This is a genomic window from Bacillus tuaregi, assembly GCF_900104575.1.
Lineage (GTDB): Bacteria > Bacillota > Bacilli > Bacillales > Cytobacillaceae > Bacillus_BD > Bacillus_BD tuaregi.
This window is the reverse complement of sequence record NZ_LT629731.1, coordinates 3,804,763-3,826,488: the sequence shown is the minus strand read 5'-3', so window position 1 is coordinate 3,826,488 and position 21,726 is coordinate 3,804,763. Positions and strand designations below refer to the sequence as shown.

Sequence of the window (21,726 nt, the reverse complement as noted above, 5' to 3'; positions counted from 1 at the left end):
ATATCGATGTTGGATTGAAAGTTTTAAAAAAAGGCTCTCTATGGAACGGGTCGCAGTACAGAATCCTTTTATCCAAGACAAAAAGGTGTCACATTTTGGGAATCGCAATAGCTTTATACAGTGGTAAACTAAAATATATGAATATAAACTATTTTTTGACTATATCTGCATTATGGTGCTACGAATTATTAAAATCGTAGCACGACTTCAGTGAAATTTTTATCGGGAGGTTAAGGGATGACTGATTCGACATTAAAGCGGTTTGGTGTATCAATGGAAGGGAGTCTATTAAAAAAATTCGACCAATTAATCCAACTTAGAGGCTATGAAAATCGCTCCGAAGCGGTTCGGGACCTTGTTCGTGATGCCCTTATTCAAGAATCCTGGGAAAATAGTGAGGAAACAGTTGCGGGTAGTATATTGCTTTTTTATAACCACCATCAACGGAATCTACAGGATGAAATGATGAAAATTCAGCATGAAATGCACGATTATATTCTGGCTACCACCCATTTTCATCTGAACCATGACAGCTGTCTAGAATTGATAGTGGTAAAAGGAAAAGTGAAAGATATTCAACAGCTAAGCCATAAGATAACTAGTTTAAAGGGTGTTGAATATGGAAAATTCACGGTTGCTCCAGTAAAACAAATATAGTGCAGTCAAGGTTTATTTAGTACCAGTCTTTCATGAGAGAGGGGATACATATGCGAAGGAAGAAAATTTTGGGACGTCTGCTCATTATTGCTTTAAGCATCATCATTATTTTATCAGGCTGCGGGAAAACGGATTCTAATCAAGCTGTACAAAAGAATAAGCAGGAAGAGCTTGTGCTGGCAGTAGGGGGAGAGCCGGATGCAGGCTTTGATCCGACGACAGGCTGGGGACGATACGGCTCTCCGTTGTTTCAAAGCACGCTTCTTAAACGGGACGACCAGTTGAATATTGTAAATGATGCAGCATTGGGCTACGAGGTAAGTGAGGATGGAAAGGTTTGGACCGTTTCACTTCGAAAAGATGTAAAATTTTCAGACGGTAAACCATTAACCTCTGCAGATGTTCAGTTTACCTTTGAAACAGCATTAAATAATGGATCTGCTATTGATTTAACTAATTTAGAAAAAATAGAAGCTAGCGATGATTATACATTAAAATTTTTTCTGACAAAACCACAATCAACCTTTATTAATCATTTAGTTTCCACTGGAATTGTCCCACAGCATGCCTATGGCGAGGACTATTCAGAACATCCAATTGGTTCTGGTCCATATGTTTTAGTTCAGTGGGACAAGGGACAGCAGCTGATTGTCAAAGCCAATCCGGAATATTATGATAAGAAGCCTAATTTCCAAAAGGTGACGTTTCTTTTTCTAAGTGAGGATGCAGCTTTTGCAGCTGCTAAGGCTGGCAATGTGGATGTGGCTGCCATTCCGGCAGCATTTAGTAAACAGCCTGTGTCAGGCATGAATCTAAAAGCTGTGAAAACAGTGGATAATCGTGGTATTGTATTTCCCTATGTAAAATCAGGTGGGAAAACAGAGGATGGCCGGCCGATTGGGAATGATGTGACGGCAGATGCAGCCATTCGTCAGGCTATTAATCTGGGAGTTTCCCGCGCTGCTTTGATAGATGGTGTGTTGGAAGGCTACGGCACTCCAGCCTATACATCTGTTGATGGTTTACCATGGTGGAATGCTGAAACTGTGTTGAAGGACGGGGACATGGATGGAGCGCAGAAGCTTCTAAAAGAAGCAGGCTGGAAGGATACAAACCATGATGGCATTCTCGATAAAGGGGATTTGAAGGCAGAGTTCACTTTATATTATCCAGCCGGTGATAATATTCGCCAATCCCTTTCAATCACAGTTGCAGACATGATTAAACCGCTTGGTATTAACATCAAGGTAGAAGGAGAAAGCTGGGATACAATTGAGAAGCACATGTATTCCAACGCAGTTCTCATGGGCTGGGGGAGCCAGGACCCTCATGAGCTATACAACGTCTATAGCAGCTCTTATGCCGGTGTGGAGTACTACAACACTGGTTACTATCAAAATACGGTAGTCGATGAATACTTTGAAAAAGCAATGACTGCTCTTGATGAGGCGGAAGCCAATAAGTATTGGAAGCTTGCGCAGTGGGATGGGATGACAGGTCTAAGTGCCAAAGGTGATGCACCTTGGGCATGGTTAGTGAATATTGATCATTTATATTTAGTGAAGAACGGACTTGACATTGGTGTGCAAAGAATCCATCCGCATGGTCATGGCTGGCCAGTGACAAATAATTTAGAAGAATGGAAATGGAATGAGTAGGGTGTATAAAAGCAAACCTAACAGGCTTGGAAGATTTCTTCTATTGAAAAGTATTAGAATGGCAGCATTGTTAACGGCCATTTGCTTTATTTCCTTTCTATTAGTAAAAAATTCCCCCATTGATCCCATTCAAGCCTACATTGGTGCAGATATGGTCAAGGTTGGACCGGAGCAGCGGGAAAAAATCGCAGAATATTGGGGCTTGAATCAACCGCTGTTGATACAGTTTTTGAATTGGGGAAAGGCAGTTCTTACCGGTGATTTGGGAACCTCCATGATCTATCGGCGCCCTGTTTCGGAAGTAATCGGGGAGCGCTTTATCCATTCACTGGCACTCATGGCAGCTGCCTGGATTTTATCAGGAGTGATTGGGTTTGTTATGGGAGTGGTTTCCGCGATGAAGAAGGATACATGGGTGGACAGGGGGATTAAATGGTATTGCTATACGTTAGCTTCTACCCCTCCCTTTTGGATGGGGCTTCTCATGTTAATGATTTTTGCTGTATGGTTAGGTTGGTTTCCGGTGGGATTGGGAGTCCCGGTTGGTGTACTAGCAGAGGAGGTAACCATTGCAGACCGCGTGCACCATTTAATACTTCCGGCTCTTACTCTTAGTATTGTTGGAGTCGCAAATGTCGCGTTGCATACACGTCAGAAGCTGATTGATGTCCTTGCCAGTGAGTATGTATTGTTCGCCAGAGCACGGGGAGAATATGGTTTTCTTTTATTTTGGCGGCATGGTTTACGGAATGTTGCATTGCCGGCGATTACCGTACAGTTTGCAGCATTTAGTGAATTGTTTGGTGGTGCAATCCTTGCTGAGCAGGTTTTTGCCTATCCCGGTCTTGGACAAGCAACGGTTGAGGCAGGTTTAAGAGGAGATATTCCACTATTATTGGGATTAGTCATTTTTAGTGCAATTTTTGTTTTTGTTGGAAATTTAATTGCCGATTTACTCTATTTCCTTTTGGATCCACGAATGAGGGAGGATTGAACATCATGAGCTTTAAAGTTCATAAGCAAAAACAAGCTTCCTTGTATCTTATTAATCGTCGGCAGCGAACGATTGTAACAATAGCCTTCGCGATTATTCTTTTAGCAGCAGTTATTTTTATGGGACTGCTTCTAGATGAAGCAAGGATCGATACCCATCTTGATGAGCGAAATATCCCACCGAATTTAGTGAATCTGTTCGGAACGGATTGGTTGGGCAGGGATATGTTTACAAGATCGATGAAGGGATTAACTTTGAGTATTGGAGTAGGATTGATTGGGGCGATTGGGAGTACTTCTATCGCTCTTATTATGGGTCTTATGGCAGCAACGATGGGGAAAACGGCAGATCGGATTGTCTCCTGGTGTATTGACCTATTTCTCAGTGTTCCGCACCTAGTAACTCTTATTCTTATTTCCTTTACTCTAGGCGGGGGGTTTAAAGGTATTGTCATTGGGATTGCCCTAACGCACTGGCCTAGTCTTGCACGTGTCATTCGGGCAGAAGTACTGCAAATCCGTTCCGCAGATTATGTCCACGTCTCTAAGAGAATGGGGAAAACCAGGTGGTGGATTGCCCGCAATCACTTTCTTCCCCATTTATTACCGCAAATTCTTGTTGGTTTTATGCTGTTATTTCCGCATGCCATCTTACATGAAGCAGCCGTTACATTTCTTGGATTGGGACTTTCACCGCACGAGCCGGCAATCGGCATAATATTGTCTGAATCGATGAAGTATTTGTCTTCGGGTCTATGGTGGCTGGCGTTTTTCCCAGGGATTTGCTTATTGGTTGTTGTCCGTTTATTTGATGTAATAGGTGAAAATCTCAGGCTGCTGATTGACCCGGTACGAGCGCATGAGTAAAGGAGTACATACTGTAGATATCTCATGTTTCATAGACGTGTATTGAAATTATCTTTTATGCAGGGGGGTGTCTTATGCCTATTCTAGAGGTGGAAAATTTATCCATTTCATTTAAACAATATACAGCAGGTGGCTTGAAACAGGGAAATAATAAAGTGATTTCCGGTTTAAATGTCCAGCTTAGAGAAGGAGAAATCCTTGCAGTTGTTGGAGCCAGCGGTTCCGGCAAAAGCTTACTTGCCCATGCAATCCTAGGTATTTTACCAAGCAATGCAAAGGTTAGTGGAATGATAAAATATGCAGGTGAAGAGATGAGTGATAAAGCCTTGAAGGCATTGCGGGGAAAGGAAATTGCCCTAGTTCCGCAATCAGTCAATTATCTTGATCCGCTTATGCGTATTGGCAGACAGGTTCGCGCTTCTGTGAAGGATGGGGATGCGTCTGTTGTGCAGAGGAATGTGTTTGAGAGATACCGACTGAACCAGAATGTTGAGGATATGTATCCCTTTCAGCTATCGGGCGGTATGGCGAGACGAGCGCTATTGGCAACGGCTATGGTCAGCGGCGCTAAGGTAATCATTGCGGATGAACCAACACCTGGGCTTGACTCGGTTGTCGTGAACGAGGCTTTACAGAACTTTCGCGAGCTGGCAGACAATGGCTGTGCTGTCATGATGATTACTCACGATATCGATGCTGCATTACAGATTGCAGACTATATTGCTGTTTTTTATGCGGGAACCACGGTCGAAATTGCTCCGGTTAAGGACTTTGTGGGTCTTGGTGAGGCATTAAGGCATCCATATAGTAAAGCATTATGGCAAGCATTGCCGCAAAATGGTTTTATTCCGATACCTGGCTCACAGCCGCATTCCAGTGCGTTACCAAAAGGGTGCTTGTTTGCACCGCGATGCGAGAACGGCACCTATGAATGTGAGAAGGCAGAGCCGGAGATGCGTGAGCTTCGGAATGGGATGGTGAAGTGTATCCATGCAAAATGAAACGGTAAATACTCCTATATATTCTACCCTTCAGCAGGGATTCAATGGGAGGCTTGAGGCTAGAGACATTGGATTTCGGTATGGCAGGAATGGACCATGGGTTCTAAAGGATGTTAATTTTACTCTTGAGCCAGGTGAAATTGTAGGTCTCATCGGTGCGAGCGGTCGTGGGAAAACTACTTTATGTAAAATCTTAGCAGGCTATGAAGCTCCAATTGAAGGGGCGGTGACAATTGGAGGAGCAGATATTCCCAATAAAGGATATCATCCAGTACAACTCGTTTTTCAGCATCCGGAAAAAGTAGTTAATCCCCGCTGGAAAATGGAAAAAGTCCTGAATGAAGGATGGCGGCCAGACAATACTGTGCTGCAATCACTGGGGATTGAACAGGAATGGCTATCACGCTGGCCGAATGAGCTTTCAGGAGGAGAGCTGCAGCGTTTTTGTGTGGCGAGGGCAATGGGACCCAATACCCGCTTTCTTATAGCTGATGAAATGACAGCGATGCTCGATGCCATCACCCAAGCACAAATTTGGCATGCGGTGTTGGAAATCGCTAGGTCTCGCAAGATGGCTATTCTTGTTGTCAGCCATGAAGCCAAGCTAATTCAAAGGCTTTGTCATCGAGTCATCGAAATATGACAGCCGCTAAGCCCATCTCATCTTTTTTTCTAAGCTATCGTCGTCTGCTATTCATTATATTCAAATAACAAAAAGTCCTTTTGATTTTATTGGAAATAACTCCTATAATGTATAATGTTAATATTTTCACGAAGGAGAAATGTACATATGAAAGGAACGAAATACTTTTTTGCAATATTATTAGTGGGTTTGATGGCGATTGTAACTGGCTGTGGAGCAGATAGTAAAGAAAAAGATGATTCTATCTCTTCAGTTAAAGCAGATGAAAATTTAACCTTAAAGGTCGGCGTCATGCCTGCCGTTGACTCAGCACCCATTTTTCTAGCGGAGGAAAAAGGATATTTTGAAGAATTGGGCTTAGATGCGGAAATCCAAGTATACACAAATGCGATGAACCGTCAAAGTGCCCTGCAAAGCGGTGAGCTTGATGGAGCGATGACGGATGTCATTGCGTTAGTCAATAATGTAGAAAATGGTTTTGACATTAAAGTGACGACAAGTACAGATGGTTCGTTTCCATTTTTAATTAATAAAGAATTTGAACAAAATAAAAAAGACATTAAAGTAGGCATGATGGAGGTTAGTGTTTCCAATTATTTAGCCGACAGAAGCTTAGAAGGAAAATATAATGTGGAAAAGGTGTATATTAATGAAATCCCTGCAAGGCTTGAAATGATTAACCAGGGAAATTTAGATATGGCGGTTATTCCAGAACCAATGGCTTCACAGGGTGAATTAAGTGGATTGAAAAAGGAGTTAATCGAAAATAACGACAGCTTCTCACCAGACGTGATGGTATTCTCAGGAGATACGATCGAGAATAAGAAAGAAGCTCTAAGTCTTTTCCACCAGGCCTATAATAAAGCCGTTGATGAAATATTAGCTGACGATGAAGAAGCGAGAGATATACTGATTAAGAGATTAGATCTGAAGCCGGAAATTAAAGCTAATATTTTAATGCCTGAATATCACCATGCCAGAATTCCAAGTGAAGAATATTTAAATGGAGTTATGGACTGGAATGAAAAGGTTATTGGAAAAAAGGTAAATGTGAGCTATGAGCAATTAGTGGACGGGAGCTTCGTGAAGTAATGATTAAGGTAGAGCAACTTGATGTACGATATGGAGAAGAAAAGGCTCTAGACAACATTTCATTAACAATGAAGAAAAACACGACCTATGCCATCATTGGTCCATCAGGCTGCGGAAAGACAACCTTATTATATACCCTGGCAGGATTGATTACTCCTGCCTCAGGGTCCATTTTCGTTAACAAAGAAAAACTGGCTGGAATTCGAAAAAATACAGGATTAATCCTGCAGGATTATGGTCTACTTCCCTGGAAGACGGTCTGGGATAATATTGCCTTTCCTCTCAAAACACGAGGATTACACAAAAGTGAAATCCAAGCAAAGGTCACATCCATCCTAGATAGCTTAGGGATGCTGCCGTTTGGGAAAAAGCTGCCCGGTGAACTGAGCGGAGGACAAAAGCAACGGGTTGCCATTGCAAGGACCCTAGCATTAGAACCGGATCTGCTTCTCATGGATGAAGCTTCATCTGCTTTAGATGCAATGACCAAGGAGCATATTCAAAATCTGATTTTAAATACGTATAAACAGCGGGAAATTACGCTTGTTATGGTAACACATAATATAGAAGAAGCTGTTTTTCTAGGGCAAAATATCATTGTTATGAGTAAAGGGAAAATTAGACATATCATCGAAAATCCTCATTTTGGTGCCGTGGATTTACGGAATCAGCTTGAATTTTATAAAATCTGTCTAGAAGTAAGGAAATGGTTAGATGATGAAGTTGAAATGGATTAATCAATTTAAAACATTATATGGCTTCCTGGTTGTATTATTGTTTTGGTATATACTACACTTAGCTGTAGCTTCATCCGCTATTCCTTCCCCCTTTCAGACCATCATTAACTTTATCGAGATTTTCCCTGGCGAATTAAGTATCCATCTATCTGTCAGTTTTCTCAGAATAACAGCTGCCATTTTGATATCGTTAGTTGCAGGAAGCATCATCGGACTTTGGATAGGCATGAGTAAAAAGGCAGATGAGCTTGTTTCACCGATTGTTTATATCCTTTATCCGTTACCGAAAATAGCCTTCCTGCCCATTCTTATGATTTTATTTGGTCTTGGCAATACGCCGAAAATTGTTCTCATTATTACCATCGTGGTGTTCCAAATCATTGTTGCCGTAAGAGATGGGGTAAAGGAAATACCGAAGGAATTATTCTATTCTGTTATGTCACTGGGATTAAGTCGGCTGGAAATATACCGGCATTTAATTGTGCCTGCCGTCCTACCCAAGATCATTACAGCTATTCGAATTAGTGTTGGAGTCAGTATTTCTGTTTTGTTCTATGGAGAGAATTTCGCTACCACTTATGGGATTGGCTATTTCATTATGGACAGCTGGATTAAAGTAAATTATGTGGAAATGTTTAGTGGAATCTTAGCGTTAAGTATTATGGGATTTGTTATTTTTAAACTAATTGATGTAATGGAAGCCAGGTTGTGTGGCTGGATAAAAATTGGGAAATAAAATATTGATAGGTATCTGTTACATGAAAAGGCACTTTGACCAAGTCAGAGTGCCTTTGTTATATTTCTAAATCTATTATGATCCTAAAATTAAAGCTAAGATAGTAGCTGTATTAAAAGCGATATGAAGCCAATTAGTGATTCGAATTCCACTTGTTTTAGGCATAGCAACTTTGTTATAAGCTCTAATGGCGACAGGCAGTGTTAAGTAAACTAAGAGAGTTAGCTTCGGTAAATCTCCAGTTATGACTAAAATAGTTGTCATAGCGTAAGCAATCACCAATAATGAGATAAAAATGGCCCGTCCAGCTTTTTCTCCCAGAATAACTGTAAGAGTGCGGATTCCAAGGTTTTTATCTCTTTCATAATCTCTTATTTCGTTAGACATCATGAGCAATGGAATCATCAATCCTGCAGGAATGGTAAGAATAATAGGCCTTAATGAGAATTCACCTGTAAAAACCATATACGTTCCAAGTATCATCAGGGGACCCATCAAAATAAAAGATAATATAGCACCTAATCCTTTGCGCTTATATACAAATGGTTCTCCTGTATAGGCGTAGGACCCAATCATTCCGGCAATTCCGATATAAAGTAGATTGATTGTGCTGTATTGAATCAGTATGGCACCAATAATGAAAAAGCCAACTAAACATAACATACTGAGGGTGAAAACTAATAAATCAAATGCAGTCCTTTGATAGCCTAGAAATTTGTAGGTTTTTTCACCTGAACGATGATATTTGAAGGAACCTTCATAAAAATCATTAATCATGTTCGCACAGCTTTGACTGAGAATGGATCCTACATAAATCAATACCATCTTAAGGATATCCAAGGATAGATCCCCTGAAAATAGTTTCCCCTCTAAATGAGTAACGAGGAGACCCAAGGTGATTGATGCAATAGCAAGTGTGAGAGAAAAGGGTCTTAGGGCAATCCATAAATCCTTTCCCAATTTAACACAGTAATCTTTTGAGAATGTCATATTTCCATCTCCTAATTTTGTTATGAATTTCACATATAAAAACAGTATTCATTCAAATATTTGAGTTTATTAACAGCAAATATAGACTATGTGAATAATTAAACATAAATTTAATAACATAATCAATGGATATTTTTTAACAGTTTATTGTTTTAAAAAAACGAATTTTCGGGAACTTTATTTGATCTTAACCGTATAAAAAAGTAGGCTAAAATAACAATCAAAGAAGGAGGGCGAAGTTGTGATTGAATTCGTTGGAGTATTAATGTTCTTAATTCCGATTATTATTATTGCTGCACTTGTAGGTATTGGTTATTTCTTTTGGGTTAAGGTTCGTTATCGAACCGCGAAGTCGAATGAAGCATTAATAATAACGGGGCCGAGATTAGGGGACCCGGAAAAGGAAAGTAATATTTTCACAGATTCAGAGGGACGCTCGATGAAAATTATCCGAGGTGGCGGCTATCTGCTCAGACGTTTCCAGACGTCAACGCCAGTAAATTTGACTTCATTTCAGCTGAAATTGTCAACACCAAGGGTTTATACAAATGGTGGTGTTCCTATTGTTGCAGATGCAGTTGCAATGGTAAAGGTTGCCGATACATTAAATGGTATTGCTAATTATGCAGAACAATTCCTCGGGAAGGCTCAGAAGGAAATTGAAGAGGAAATTATTGAGGTCCTGGGAAGTAATTTGCGTGCGATTCTTTCAAAAATGACAGTGGAAGAAATTAATAATGACAGGGAAAAATTCAATCAGGATGTATCTGAGATTGCTCAAAAGCAGCTAGATTTAATGGGCTTTAAAATTACTGCTTTAGGGTTAACTGATATACGTGACGCAGATGAGGAAAATGGGTACTTAGAAAACCTGGGACGGCCACGAATTGCAGAGGTTCGGAAGTTAGCAGAAATCGCTGAGGCGGATAGTGAAAGAGATACTCGAATTCACCGAGCGAAGATGGATCAAGAAGCAAAAGAAGAAGAGTATAAACGCCAGATTACGATTGCTGAATCCAAAAAAGAGAAGGATTTAAAGGATGCAGCCTTTAAAGAAGAGACTGAACGGGCACGTGCGAAGTCTGAACAATCTTATGAGTTAGAAAAGGCAAAGCTGGCAAAGGAAGTAAAAGAAGAAGAGTTAACATTACAATTTTTAGAACGTGAACGTGCCGTTAAGCTGGAAGAAGAGGAAAGTAAGGTTCGTAAGGCGAAGGCGGATGCTGATTATTACGAAACTACCCGTAAAGCGGAAGCAGAAGCGCGTAAAGCTGAAATTGACGGTGAAGCAAAAGCAAAAATTCGCAGAGAAGAGGGTTCGGCGGAAGCAGATGTCATCCGTGAACGCGGTAAGGCAGAAGCAGAAGCCAGAAAGCTGCTTGCTGAGGCTATGGAAAAACATGGTGAAGTGATTATTACTGAAAAGCTTATCGAAATGCTGCCTGTCTTCGCAGAAAAGATTGCACAGCCGCTTAATAATATTGACTCTGTTAAAATCATTGATTCCGGTAATGGTCAAGGAGTTCCTTCCTTTGGGAAAAGCATTACAAAAACAATGGTCGATATGCAGGAGCCTCTGAAAGAAATGACAGGGATTGATGTGGCGGAGCTGATTAAGTCCTATGCTTCTAGGAAAACGATAGATAACAACAATCAGCAGAATGTTGTTTCGATTCCTCAGCAAAATGGAATGGAAGAAAAGCCTGAAGGCAATGAAATTGAAAAATAATAAATAATATACTCATTCTACCCTTGATTTCGTTAAAAAGCTTTTAGCGAAATCAAGGGTCTTTTCACATTCCCTTTTGGCTTCATGATTTATGTGATGGGGGAATAACCTTTTTTTGGTCTAATTAACAATAATAATAAAAACCCATATATATATAAGTAAAACATACGGGAGTAGAAACCAGTGGAGAAACAAAATAGCATTTTTCGATGGGTCGTGTTTGCTTCTGTCCTGTTTACTTATTTGCTCATGTCAAGCCAGCGCACTGCACCGGGTTTGATTACGGATCAATTGATGAATGATTTTCATGTATCAGCTGCAACCATTGGACTGCTGGCAAGCATGCAATTTTTTGTCTATACGGGGTTGCAAATTCCAATGGGGCTCTTGGCCGATCGTTTTGGCCCTAATTTTTTTCTGATAATCGGAGCGATTCTAACCGGTTTAGGCACGATTATGTATAGTCTTAGTACACATGAATTTGTTCTATTATTGGCTCGAATCATAACGGGGTTAGGGGATGCAACGATTTGGGTCAATATGGTGTTAATTTTAAGCCAGTGGTTTAAGCCTAAGGAATTCACCCATTTAATCGGTGTGACGGCGATGACTGGCAGTCTTGGTTTTCTTCTAGCGACAGTCCCCTTCTCCATATTGATTGACCTGCTTGGCTGGAGGGCAGCATTTTTATCTACGGGAACCCTACTGTGTCTCTGCGGAATTCTCCTCTTTGTTGTACTTATCAAAAAACCAAAACAACTCTTCATCGATGAAAGAACCGATTTAGAACCTAAAATAGAACGTGAGAAAACTAGTGTTTTACTGCGACGAATATGTATGAATCGTCAAGCCTGGTCTTTATTCCTTTGTCATTTTGGGATTGTTGGAACATATGTTGGATTTATCGGTTCGTGGGCAGTGCCCTATGGAATGAGTATGTATGGAATGACACGGATAGATGCCAGTCAGCTCATTCTAATTGGTCTAATTGGTGCACTTATTGGTGCTCCTTTAGCCAGTTGGATTTCAAGTCGGTTAGAAATGATTAAACGACCTTATATTGTTGTCCATATCATTATTGTGTTAAGCTGGTCCAGCATATTTCTATCTAAGGGACATCCTCCGTTATCCTTACTGCCTCTCCTTTTTTTTATTATTGGGCTGGCATACGGAGCCAATGCCTTAACCTTTGCCGCCGTTCGTCAAACCTTTCCGGTTATGGAGGCAGGCATTGCTTCTGGTTTTGCGAATACCGGAGGCTTTCTTAGTGCAGTACTCCTACCAAGTCTCTTTGGAAAAGTATTGGATTTTTTTCAACTGTCAGGGAGTTTAACTGAAGGGTACCACTATGGTTTTATCATTCCGGTGATTTTTTCGCTGTTGGGTTTGGTTGGGGTCTTAACCATGAAGGAAAAGCAACAGTTGCCCAAAGTAATCGCTGTTTCCAAGCGATAAATGATATCTACCAGCATAATTAAGCGGTTTTCTTCCACAATAAGATTAGAAGGTCATGGAAGGAGATGTTGAAGTTGGTTCAATCATTAAAAGGAAAAGTAGCCATTATAACAGGTGCTGGGAAAGGGATTGGAAAGGCCATTGCACTTGCTTTAGCAAGTGAAGGGGTAAGAGTTGGTTTGCTCGCAAGAACCGAGCACGACTTAAAGGCCGTTGTAAGTGAGGTAGAAGCTCTAGGAGGAAAAGCTGCTTATGCAGCAGTTGACGTTTCTTCTCTGGAGGATGTAGAACGAGTAGTACAGCAAATATCTGACGAGTTAGGAACGATTGATATTCTCATTAATAATGCAGGAATCGGGAAGTTTGCTACGCTCCTAGAAATGGACCCGGATGAGTGGAAGAGGATTATTGATGTTAATTTGATGGGCCTTTACTATGTAACTCGTACAGTGCTTCCTCAATTAATGGATAAAAATCAGGGGGATATCATAAATATATCGTCCACAAACGGGTTAAACGGGGCAGCGACATCCAGTGCATACAGTGCCTCAAAATTTGGTGTTATTGGATTGACGGAATCCTTAGCACAGGAGGTCCGCCGAAATAATATCCGTGTAACAGCCTTAACTCCGAGCACAGTTGCAACAGAGCTTGCAATTAAAACGAACTTAATCGACGAAAACAATGATAAAAAATATATGCAGCCGGAAGATATTGCTGAATTTGTTGTAGCTCAATTAAAGCTACATCCAAGAATCTATGTAAAAACAGCGAGTTTCTTGGCTACAAATCCCTTCTAATATGAAGAGCCCAACATTATTGGGTTCTTTTTTTTAGAGTATGGTCCCTTTTGTGTTTACTGATTCTTAAGTATATTCCATCAGTGTCAAACTTTGCGGGTGTATAATGAAGGGGGAGGATAGTCAAAAAATAAGGAGGTGGAAAGGATGCTTTCATTATGTTCACGAATTGTGGTGCCTTATGATGACTCCGAATTAAGTAGAAAGGCCTTGGAAAAGGCCATTCTACTTGCAAAACAGGATGAGAAAATTGAATTGGACGTGCTTCATGTAGTCAATCCGATTATTTTTTACAATGAAAGCCCTATTTATAATTTGGAACAATTACAGGAGATCCAACGTGAAATTGGTGAGGCGATGATATTTGAATTAAAGGAAAGATTAGCAGACCTGCGAAATAAAACGAGAACCTTTTTAGTAGAAGGGAATCCAGGTCAGATGATTTTGGAATTTGTAAAGAAAAATGACGCAGATCTCATTGTCATGGGTTGTCGGGGACTCGGCGGTTTGAAGGGTGCCTTTCTGGGGAGTGTAAGCCATTACGTCGTACAAAAGGCTGCATGCCCAGTTATGATTGTTAAATAATTGATTTCCACTCCATATTAGGATTCTGGCACAAATGAGTAAGACGTTCCCTTTTGAATCACAAAATGTAAAAGAGAATAGCAAATAATACACAAAATAGCATGGTAATTCACCTACGAATTCAACCATGCTATTTTTTATTTCTTCTTTAATACGCACCCAAACCATTATTTGTGGTTTCGCACCCAACGGATTTCAGATTAGTTAAATAATGCCCTGTTCGAGATGGCATGATGATTCTAAATGAATTACCATGCTTTTTTAATCTTCCTTGTGAAACACGCATACCAATAGAATATTCAAATAGAATTTGAAGTATCATTTAACAATGAGATTGAGGAAGAAATGATTATTCTATTAAACAATCACTATTCTTTAATCAAAAACAGGGATTGATATGATAAAATTTATATAAAGGAGTTGATTGCTTGAACGAGATGGATATTGGTATGACAATTTACGTTATTTTTATGATTATAGCAACTTTTGTAAGTTTCAAATATGGCTCGATTATGATTAGAAAAACAGGATTATTCCTTCCACAATCTCTTGTCGCAGGAATAATCAACTTAGGTTTAGGTGTAATTGGAATATTGGGATGGTTCTTCTTCTCTTGGAGTGTCAATGAATTTTTGTTCTTTGGAGGATTAGCATTAGGCGTAGGCTTGTTAATCGTTGGAGAAATTGTATTATTTGCTATCTTATTTTCAAAGCGAAAACGGTGGATACAGTTTTACAACGATAGTTTAAATTAGAAGATTTGCTGTTCAAGGCATATAACCATTGATTATAAAAAAAGGGGGAGAAATCAATGAGCCAAAATGAACAAGATAAAAAACAAAAGCAAAAAAAGATTCAAGGATTATATAGAAAGACAAAACAACAGCGTAGGGAAAATACGGACTATATGTATGATTACAGTGGTATGGATGATTCGGGTGATAACAAAATCGGTAAAATCGTTGTAAGTATTTGTGTTGTATTAGGAATTATAGTTATTATACTGAATGCATTTATTAAAGAGTTTTAGATTTCTCTCATTGTGGTAAAATTAACCAATGGCAGAGCATTGGAGGAATTACGATGAATGATAAAAAAGTTGGCAAAGCATTCTCTTTTATATTCGGTGGTATCTTGCTTTTAATAATATTGTTATTATTGGGCGTTATGTTTTTTGCGGAAGATATAAGGGAGTATTTAAGAGACCATTTTAGAGATGACGAGCCTATTTCTGCTATATATAAATATGATAACTATAATGTGTAATGAATTTGTTGATAGTCGTAGTAACGAAAGCACCAATCAACATTTAAAATAATTTCGATTAACATCATTTGTATTGGTATCTGAAATGACTGACACATATGATAGTTTTAGGCTATCAAAATTCATTTTAAAAAGTGAATTGTTTTTACTTATAAAGTGCAAAGGACATCATAAAGTCCATTGCACTTTTTATTTCATATAGATAATATCTTTCATATCAAAGACTTTATCAGTTAAACCAATTCGTTGTGCAGGAGTTTCTTTTTTATCCCCTCTGCCGAACGGAAGGCAAAAGTTGTAATACGTTCTTAAAATCGTTAAAGCATATTGTGCATACTTAGGATTGAAGTTCGCATAAATGTAGCTTTTCCCTTGTCCTGTGGCTGTTACCAAAGGTCGTTCCAGTATGGAAATTCGTCTGCGTATCTGTTGAATGAAGCTGTTCGTGGCATGGTCATTCACATTCATGATGGCAGACGCTAATCCATGAGTATCCAAACCACTTACATCCGTTCGACAATCTACTGTATGGCTTCCTTTATCCCTCGGACACAATGGATGTTCTAATGGGTTGTTCAGCCATACAGTAGCCTTTTTATGGGTGAAATCAACCTCTTTACAGAAGTTATGGGTTTGTAGCTTTTCTTGTAAATACAGTTCCGCTAACGTATAAAGCGATTTCGTTGAATACCCATGAAAAGCTCCCCAATCTGTTAATAATCGTTTTGCTTCTAAATAGTCCTCATACTTTTGCTTGGTTGATTTGGTCTTATCCATCTTGCTTACAAAATGATGGGCATTATACAGACGTATATCATCCGAGAACACACGATAGATGGCAGTTGCAAGGGAAGAATCATCATCTGTGACAAATCGCCATTCTTTTGCCTGTACCAATTGTTTTATCAACCAAAAATGAGCAAATGACGTATAGGTGGAATTAATATGCATCCCCTTAATCAGCTTACTTCGGTTCTTAATTTTTGTTAGTTCCTCTACATATTCAGGGTAGGTCTGGTCATCCTCTTTCGTTGGTTCTTGTGGATAGTAGGATAATCGGAAACGGTCATTTTTCCGACAAAATGAATCCAGATGGTCTTCACGATATAGAAGGGTATCTTCCTCCAACTGTTCTATGGGAAAGTCCCAATCATAGGCGACATCACTACGAAACACATATCTGGAATGAATGTCAGCCGTAATGACGACATGAGTTTGTAAAGCAGAATCATCCGTAAAGGAGCATTCCTGTTAGAAGAATTTTCGGGGACTTGAACAAAAAAGAGCCCTCTTGGTATGATACGGGGTGTCAAATCGTGTGGCGAAATGACCCCTAACTTAGTTAACCAAGGAGGACTCCAAAGTGGATTTTAACGAAAATCAGAAAATAAATCAAGTCACCGAGAATACACTCGTAGTCGGAATTGACATTGCCAAGCGAAAACATTTTGCTTGCTTTGTAGATGACCGTGGTCGGGTGCTCCAAAAATCTTTCCCAGTATTACAGTCTAGTGATGGCTTCCAGTGGTTTTATCAACGTATTTTGACTGCAATGAAAGAATACGAAAAAACGGAGGTCATTGTTGGGATTGAACCAACAGGCCATTACTGGCTAAATTTAGCCTATTTCCTTGAAGAACGGGGTATTCCCCTGGTCATGACCAACCCTTTGCACGTTAAAAAGTCAAAGGAATTGGATGACAATTTACCAACAAAACATGACCGTAAAGATGCGCTAGTAATCGCTCGTCTTATTAAAGATGGACGCTTCAGTTATCCACGTATCTTGAAAGACATGGAGGCTGAACTTCGTGTTGGATCAACGTTTAGAGGGAAATTGACAGAGGAACTTAGTGCTGTCAAAAACATGATTATACGCTGGTTAGATCGCTATTTTCCTGAGTTTACTCAGGTCTTTCCGTCATTTGGAAAGATGGCAATGGCTGTACTAGAATGTACCCCATTTCCGAGTGATCTCCATCAGAAACAAGCTGATGAGGTTTTATCCCTTTATCGAAAGATCGAGGGGCTCAAATCTCCCCAACGACCAAAAGCAGTGCGCCTCATTGAAGTCGCTGCTTATTCCATTGGAGTAACAGAAGGACGTGAGATGGCCCGTATTGAAATCGCCACGCTCGTTCGCCGTTACCATCAGCTGGAACAAGATATCGAGAGGATTACGGGGCACTTAGTTGAGCTTGTAAAAACTTCTGTAGAGTACGAGTGGCTATCAACGGTACCAGGACTAGGAGATACAACGATAGTTGATTTATTAGCTGAAATCGGAAGCTTTTCATACTATGAAGACCCACGCCAACTAATCAAACTCGCGGGGTTGACATTACGAGAGAGTTCTTCCGGACAGCACAAAGGGCAAAAGCGCATCTCCAAACGTGGCAGAAGAAAGCTGCGTGCCCTCCTATTTAGAGTCATGATGCCGATGATTCGCCATAATGAAGCTTTTAGAAAACTGCACGAATATTATACAAATCGTCAGGTTAATCCATTACGTAAGAAGCAGTCCATCGTGGTTCTATGCGGAAAACTATTAAAAGTGTTACATGGAATCAGCACGAAGCACAAAGCATTTGATGCGCAGCGAATGATGAAGGATATTCCGAGTCTCGCAGAGACTATATAGATTTCTACATCCCCCTTTACAGACCTAGACAACAGGATGACACGGAGAAGCTGGCATTATATTCACCATTCGACCTAGAGTCCCTAAAGGAGCTTCGCTAGCCTCTGCCTTATGACTAGACCGAACGAAGGAATGTAGGCACACAGATGCCCAGAGATATGGGAGGGTACGTCATCATAAGTTACGCAGAGATCCATTGTGCATCACATAATTCTCTGACACTACTTACCACAATTATCCAGTAGTGACCGCGTAGCGTACCCATATGATGGAATAGTTTCACATAATATAAAAATATTGTTAGGAAGCGTGTCGAAAATTTTTTTTTTGACACTCCACCAACGGGTCAAACCGTTGATAAATCAACATTTATAGAGGGAGGTATCAAAACTGCCTTTGCCCTTTCTCCGAATGTTGTTTAGATTGTATTGCATCTTATCTGTATTCAACCATATTTCATTAAAGGCTTTAATCTGAAAACCTTTTGTTTCATTTTTATCTAAAAATTCCAAGCAACAGCGATAGAGCCATTCCAATTTAGTGTAATAGGTTTTCATGCCGATTTCCAACATATCACAGGTTCTTCTTACCGAAGTTTTATTTAGCAATAACTTGGAAAAGAGAGGGAGTATATCGTTTCGTTTTTGATGATAGGTAGTTGATTCTCTTTTAATCGGTAACACATTGGTGTATTTTTTACATTCCTTGCATTGATATTTTTGTGAATTACTTTTACTTTTTCCTCTTTTATAAAAATAGGATTTTTTGGTGAAAGGAGTTGTTCCATCAAACTTACAATCATCTTTATGAAAAGTGTATTCTGGTTCTATTTCAATGACGGTTTGAAGCTCCACAAGACGTTTGATTTCCTCTGCAACCGCCCAATTGGAAAAGATATTTGTCGAGCAATTAAGCGTTGCCTTTGGTAGTTTTGTGACAATAGGGAGGTCATATATTGCGATAGGCTTAGCCAACCTGCTTTGTTGTAATAGTAAAAGCCTGACCTTCCTTACGTTTTTTTGCATATTCAGCTGTAGCTGTAAAAAGAACGTCAGAAGAGGAGTTCAGAGCCGTTTCGCATGAATCCTGTAGCACGCCGATGATGAAGCCGACTCCAACAACCTGCATAGCAATATCATTCGATATTCCAAATAAGCTACAGGCTAGTGGAATAAGTAAAAGAGACCCGCCGGCAACACCTGATGCACCTGCAGCAGAAACTGCTGATAGGACCGAAAGAATGAGAGCAGTTCCAAAATCAACCTCAATACCTAGTGTATGAGCTGCTGCAAGGGTTAATACGGCAATTGTCACTGCAGCACCAGCCATATTAATCGTTGCGCCTAATGGGATGGAAACGGAATAAGTATCCTCATCCAAATCTAGCTTTTTACATAAGTTCATATTAACGGGGATGTTGGCAGCAGAGCTTCGAGTAAAGAACGCTGTCATCCCGCTTTCGCTGATTGTTTTAATCACAAGTGGATATGGATTTTTACGAGTATAAGCGAATACGATAATTGGATTGACAACTAAAGCAATAAAAAACATACATCCTAGTAATACGAGTAGTAATTGTCCGTAGTCTACTAGAGCTGAAAGTCCATTTGTAGAAATGGCATCAAACACAAGACCCATGATTCCGATTGGGGCAAGGTTAATGACCCATTTCACAATTTGCGAGATCGCATCAGAAAAATTTGAAAGCATATTTTTAGTTGAATCAGCCGCGTTCCTTAAGACAAAACCAAGAAGCAGAGCCCAAGCCAGAATCCCAATGTAATTGGCATTCATGAGAGCATGCACTGGATTGTCAACAATGTTAAATAGTAGAGTTTGTAATACTTCTACAATACCGCCAGGAGGTGTTAAATCCTCAGCACCAGTAGTTAGTTTTAATGTGACCGGGAATAGGAAGCTAGCAACTACCGCTACAAAGCCAGCTAGGAATGTACCAATAGCATATAAGCCAACAATCGATCTCATATTGGTTTTCTGACCTTTTTTATGTCCGGAGATCGCGTTCATTACTAAGAATAGAACTAATATGGGTGCAACTGCCTTTAATGCACCTACGAATAAAGAGCCAAAAACGGAAACCCATTTTACATTTTCTGGAATGGTTAAGGCTAAGAGTATACCGACAACTAAACCTACAAGAATTCGTTTAACCAGGCTGACCTGGTTCCACTTGAGTATTAGATTTTTCATTTGTTTTCCCTCCGTTGATTAGCCGAGTCTACCAACAGTGTACAGTTGTACCGCTGTGGTGGAATTCTATGTATCACCTAGTTTAACATGAATATTATTAATTGTGAAACATTTAATTATATCAAAATATGGATATTTTTCTTTTGAGTGAATGATATTCATATAATTTGTAAAAAATTTAAGGTGAAATGAAACTAATTGGAAGTTATATGATAAAAATGAAAATTTATGGAAGATATTTTTGCATTATAATAATTCTATGATCATACAGACAAAAAAGGTGCCATATTATGGCACCTCTGTTTGTTATTCATATGATTTCTCCATTGTAAAGCCGCGACCTTTCACTTCGTTCACCTGGTTAATAATCATGAAAGCCTGAGGATCAATAGAAAGCACAAGATTATTAAGCTTAGGGAGTTCCCGATTTGACACAATGGTTAGGACAACCAGTCTTTTATCATGACGATAACCCGTTTCGGAATGAATCAATGTGGAGCCTCTATCCAAATGCTGTAAAATACTTTGGTTGATTTCATCGTATTTATCACTGATAATCTTTACCTGCATTCGTGATTTTCCAAATATCAATACCTTATCCAGGATGACTGTATAAATCATTACGAGCAGAATCCCGTATAGAACCTGTTCTTTGTTCGCGAAAAGCATTTGGGACAGTAGTATCAGGGAATCAAATACATACAAGGATACTGAAACTGAGATTCCAAGCTTTTTGTTTAATACAAGCGGGGGAATATCCATACCTCCGGTTGATGCTCCTGCTTTAATGACGATTCCAATACTGACACCGATGATGATGCCTGTATAGATGGCCGAAAGAAGCCGATCATCCGTAATATTCTGCAGCATCGTAATATTTTCAAAAATACCGAGAATAAATGGGAAGTAAAAGGTGCTGATTAAGGTCGTAAGCGCAAATGATCTGCCGAGTATGATGGCTCCCACAATAAACATAGCAATGTTAAAAGCGAGTACAAAAGCGGATACGGGAACCCCAAATTGATGATAGAAAACGAGTGCTAATCCGGCAGTACCTCCTGTAATTAAACCATTTGGAAGAATAAAGGTAGTGACTGCCAACGCATAAAGCGTATTTCCCAAAAGGACTAAAATAATATTTTTTATCCATGTTGAATGTGACTTAATCATATCATGCTGCTCCTCTATACGTTAGAAAACTAAGAATGGTTATATCTGTAAGTAATACTTTAATACAATTAGCTTATGAATAAAAGATTATATTATGAAACAAATATTAATAATATTTGATTGGCGGATGAATGTTATTTTTAAGGATATTATGAGTTTTTTGTGAAATAAATCAAAAATTCTACAGATGTTATTGACAAATTCACATATACTGATAAAATTTCTAATTATTGTACAATAACGAATGTAATATATAAGCAGGCTATGATTGCTATGGGTAGTACTATGGCATGAGCGGCTTCTGGAGAGATCGCAATGATATGCGACGCCGAAGGGTTCACAATCTCAGGCAAAAGGACAGAAGAGTAATAAATAAACTTTTATTTGTTATTCTGACGTGTAAAGAGATTGGGAAGCTACCAATCTCTTTTTTTGCTTTCCTTTTGTTCATATCTTCACATGGAGAAAACTGTTGCCATTAATCAAGAATAATAG

Annotated in this window: 22 protein-coding genes and 1 riboswitch; of the genes, 17 read left to right on the top strand and 5 right to left on the bottom strand. The window is 39.5% G+C overall.

Going from position 1 to position 21,726, the window contains the following annotated elements; all coding sequences use genetic code 11:
• The first annotated feature begins 237 nt into the window (after nucleotides 1-237).
• The 9 genes from nikR to BQ5321_RS20775 all read left to right on the top strand — a co-directional run bounded on the left by nikR (nucleotide 238) and on the right by BQ5321_RS20775 (nucleotide 8,384).
• The gene (gene nikR / locus BQ5321_RS20815) at nucleotides 238-657 is read left to right on the top strand and encodes a nickel-responsive transcriptional regulator NikR (RefSeq protein ID WP_071396298.1); all 420 of its coding nucleotides are present in this window, start codon (nucleotides 238-240) and stop codon (nucleotides 655-657) included.
• Nucleotides 658-707: 50 nt separating this feature from the next.
• A complete protein-coding gene (locus BQ5321_RS20810; RefSeq protein ID WP_071396297.1) occupies nucleotides 708-2,315 on the top strand; it encodes an ABC transporter substrate-binding protein in 1,608 nt (535 codons plus the stop codon).
• Nucleotides 2,308-3,309 (top strand): ABC transporter permease, encoded by a 1,002-nt coding sequence (locus tag BQ5321_RS20805; protein WP_084786877.1) that lies wholly within the window; start codon nucleotides 2,308-2,310, stop codon nucleotides 3,307-3,309. Before BQ5321_RS20810 ends, BQ5321_RS20805 begins: the two co-directional genes overlap by 8 nt.
• Before the next feature lie 5 nt (nucleotides 3,310-3,314).
• Nucleotides 3,315-4,175: an ABC transporter permease gene (locus tag BQ5321_RS20800; RefSeq protein ID WP_071396296.1), complete on the top strand. Its 861-nt coding sequence runs from the start codon at nucleotides 3,315-3,317 to the stop codon at nucleotides 4,173-4,175.
• A gap of 74 nt (nucleotides 4,176-4,249) precedes the next feature.
• Nucleotides 4,250-5,176, top strand: a complete 927-nt coding sequence (locus BQ5321_RS20795; RefSeq protein WP_071396295.1) for an ABC transporter ATP-binding protein — start codon at nucleotides 4,250-4,252, stop codon at nucleotides 5,174-5,176.
• The gene (locus BQ5321_RS20790) at nucleotides 5,166-5,819 is read left to right on the top strand and encodes an ABC transporter ATP-binding protein (RefSeq protein WP_071396294.1); all 654 of its coding nucleotides are present in this window, start codon (nucleotides 5,166-5,168) and stop codon (nucleotides 5,817-5,819) included. Before BQ5321_RS20795 ends, BQ5321_RS20790 begins: the two co-directional genes overlap by 11 nt.
• A 147-nt stretch (nucleotides 5,820-5,966) precedes the next feature.
• Nucleotides 5,967-6,911, top strand: coding sequence for an ABC transporter substrate-binding protein (locus BQ5321_RS20785; RefSeq protein ID WP_071396293.1), 945 nt, complete (start codon nucleotides 5,967-5,969; stop codon nucleotides 6,909-6,911).
• Entirely contained in the window at nucleotides 6,911-7,648 is a 738-nt protein-coding gene (locus BQ5321_RS20780) for an ABC transporter ATP-binding protein (protein WP_071396292.1), read from the top strand. The genes BQ5321_RS20785 and BQ5321_RS20780 overlap by 1 nt, the downstream gene beginning before the upstream one ends.
• Entirely contained in the window at nucleotides 7,626-8,384 is a 759-nt protein-coding gene (locus BQ5321_RS20775; RefSeq protein WP_084786876.1) for an ABC transporter permease, read from the top strand. The genes BQ5321_RS20780 and BQ5321_RS20775 overlap by 23 nt, the downstream gene beginning before the upstream one ends.
• A gap of 75 nt (nucleotides 8,385-8,459) precedes the next feature.
• Here the strand turns inward: BQ5321_RS20775 and BQ5321_RS20770 are convergent, their stop codons facing one another.
• A complete protein-coding gene (locus BQ5321_RS20770; RefSeq protein ID WP_071396291.1) occupies nucleotides 8,460-9,374 on the bottom strand; it encodes a prenyltransferase in 915 nt (304 codons plus the stop codon).
• 265 nt (nucleotides 9,375-9,639) lie between these two features.
• Here BQ5321_RS20770 and BQ5321_RS20765 point away from each other — a divergent pair, with 265 nt between their 5' ends.
• The 7 genes from BQ5321_RS20765 (at nucleotide 9,640) to BQ5321_RS20735 (ending at nucleotide 15,209) form a co-directional block, all read left to right on the top strand.
• Nucleotides 9,640-11,103, top strand: a complete 1,464-nt coding sequence (locus tag BQ5321_RS20765; RefSeq protein ID WP_390622196.1) for a flotillin family protein — start codon at nucleotides 9,640-9,642, stop codon at nucleotides 11,101-11,103.
• Between the two features lie 183 nt (nucleotides 11,104-11,286).
• Nucleotides 11,287-12,558, top strand: a complete 1,272-nt coding sequence (locus BQ5321_RS20760; RefSeq protein WP_071396290.1) for an MFS transporter — start codon at nucleotides 11,287-11,289, stop codon at nucleotides 12,556-12,558.
• A gap of 74 nt (nucleotides 12,559-12,632) precedes the next feature.
• Nucleotides 12,633-13,358, top strand: a complete 726-nt coding sequence (locus BQ5321_RS20755; protein WP_071396289.1) for a 3-ketoacyl-ACP reductase — start codon at nucleotides 12,633-12,635, stop codon at nucleotides 13,356-13,358.
• A gap of 147 nt (nucleotides 13,359-13,505) precedes the next feature.
• Nucleotides 13,506-13,943, top strand: coding sequence for a universal stress protein (locus tag BQ5321_RS20750; protein WP_071396288.1), 438 nt, complete (start codon nucleotides 13,506-13,508; stop codon nucleotides 13,941-13,943).
• A gap of 437 nt (nucleotides 13,944-14,380) precedes the next feature.
• Nucleotides 14,381-14,698, top strand: coding sequence for a hypothetical protein (locus BQ5321_RS20745; RefSeq protein ID WP_234978484.1), 318 nt, complete (start codon nucleotides 14,381-14,383; stop codon nucleotides 14,696-14,698).
• Between the two features lie 56 nt (nucleotides 14,699-14,754).
• A complete protein-coding gene (locus tag BQ5321_RS20740) occupies nucleotides 14,755-14,973 on the top strand; it encodes a hypothetical protein (protein ID WP_071396286.1) in 219 nt (72 codons plus the stop codon).
• Nucleotides 14,974-15,026: 53 nt separating this feature from the next.
• A complete protein-coding gene (locus tag BQ5321_RS20735; RefSeq protein WP_071396285.1) occupies nucleotides 15,027-15,209 on the top strand; it encodes a hypothetical protein in 183 nt (60 codons plus the stop codon).
• A 189-nt stretch (nucleotides 15,210-15,398) separates the two neighbouring features.
• Here BQ5321_RS20735 and BQ5321_RS20730 read toward each other — a convergent pair whose 3' ends face one another.
• Nucleotides 15,399-16,337: a hypothetical protein gene (locus tag BQ5321_RS20730; protein WP_071396284.1), complete on the bottom strand. Its 939-nt coding sequence runs from the start codon at nucleotides 16,335-16,337 to the stop codon at nucleotides 15,399-15,401.
• Between the two features lie 235 nt (nucleotides 16,338-16,572).
• On the opposite strand from BQ5321_RS20730, the gene BQ5321_RS20725 reads away from it, so the two are divergent.
• A complete protein-coding gene (locus tag BQ5321_RS20725; RefSeq protein WP_071393895.1) occupies nucleotides 16,573-17,850 on the top strand; it encodes an IS110 family RNA-guided transposase in 1,278 nt (425 codons plus the stop codon).
• 362 nt (nucleotides 17,851-18,212) lie between these two features.
• Here the strand turns inward: BQ5321_RS20725 and BQ5321_RS20720 are convergent, their stop codons facing one another.
• The 3 genes from BQ5321_RS20720 to BQ5321_RS20710 all read right to left on the bottom strand — a co-directional run bounded on the left by BQ5321_RS20720 (nucleotide 18,213) and on the right by BQ5321_RS20710 (nucleotide 21,231).
• On the bottom strand, nucleotides 18,213-18,704 hold the full coding sequence (locus BQ5321_RS20720; protein WP_139187842.1) for a hypothetical protein: 492 nt from the start codon (nucleotides 18,702-18,704) through the stop codon (nucleotides 18,213-18,215).
• 112 nt (nucleotides 18,705-18,816) lie between these two features.
• Entirely contained in the window at nucleotides 18,817-20,061 is a 1,245-nt protein-coding gene (gene sstT / locus BQ5321_RS20715; RefSeq protein WP_071396282.1) for a serine/threonine transporter SstT, read from the bottom strand.
• 306 nt (nucleotides 20,062-20,367) lie between these two features.
• Nucleotides 20,368-21,231, bottom strand: a complete 864-nt coding sequence (locus BQ5321_RS20710) for a YitT family protein (RefSeq protein WP_187143766.1) — start codon at nucleotides 21,229-21,231, stop codon at nucleotides 20,368-20,370.
• Nucleotides 21,232-21,522: 291 nt separating this feature from the next.
• A riboswitch (glycine riboswitch) is annotated at nucleotides 21,523-21,602 on the top strand.
• The last annotated feature ends 124 nt before the right edge of the window (nucleotides 21,603-21,726 follow it).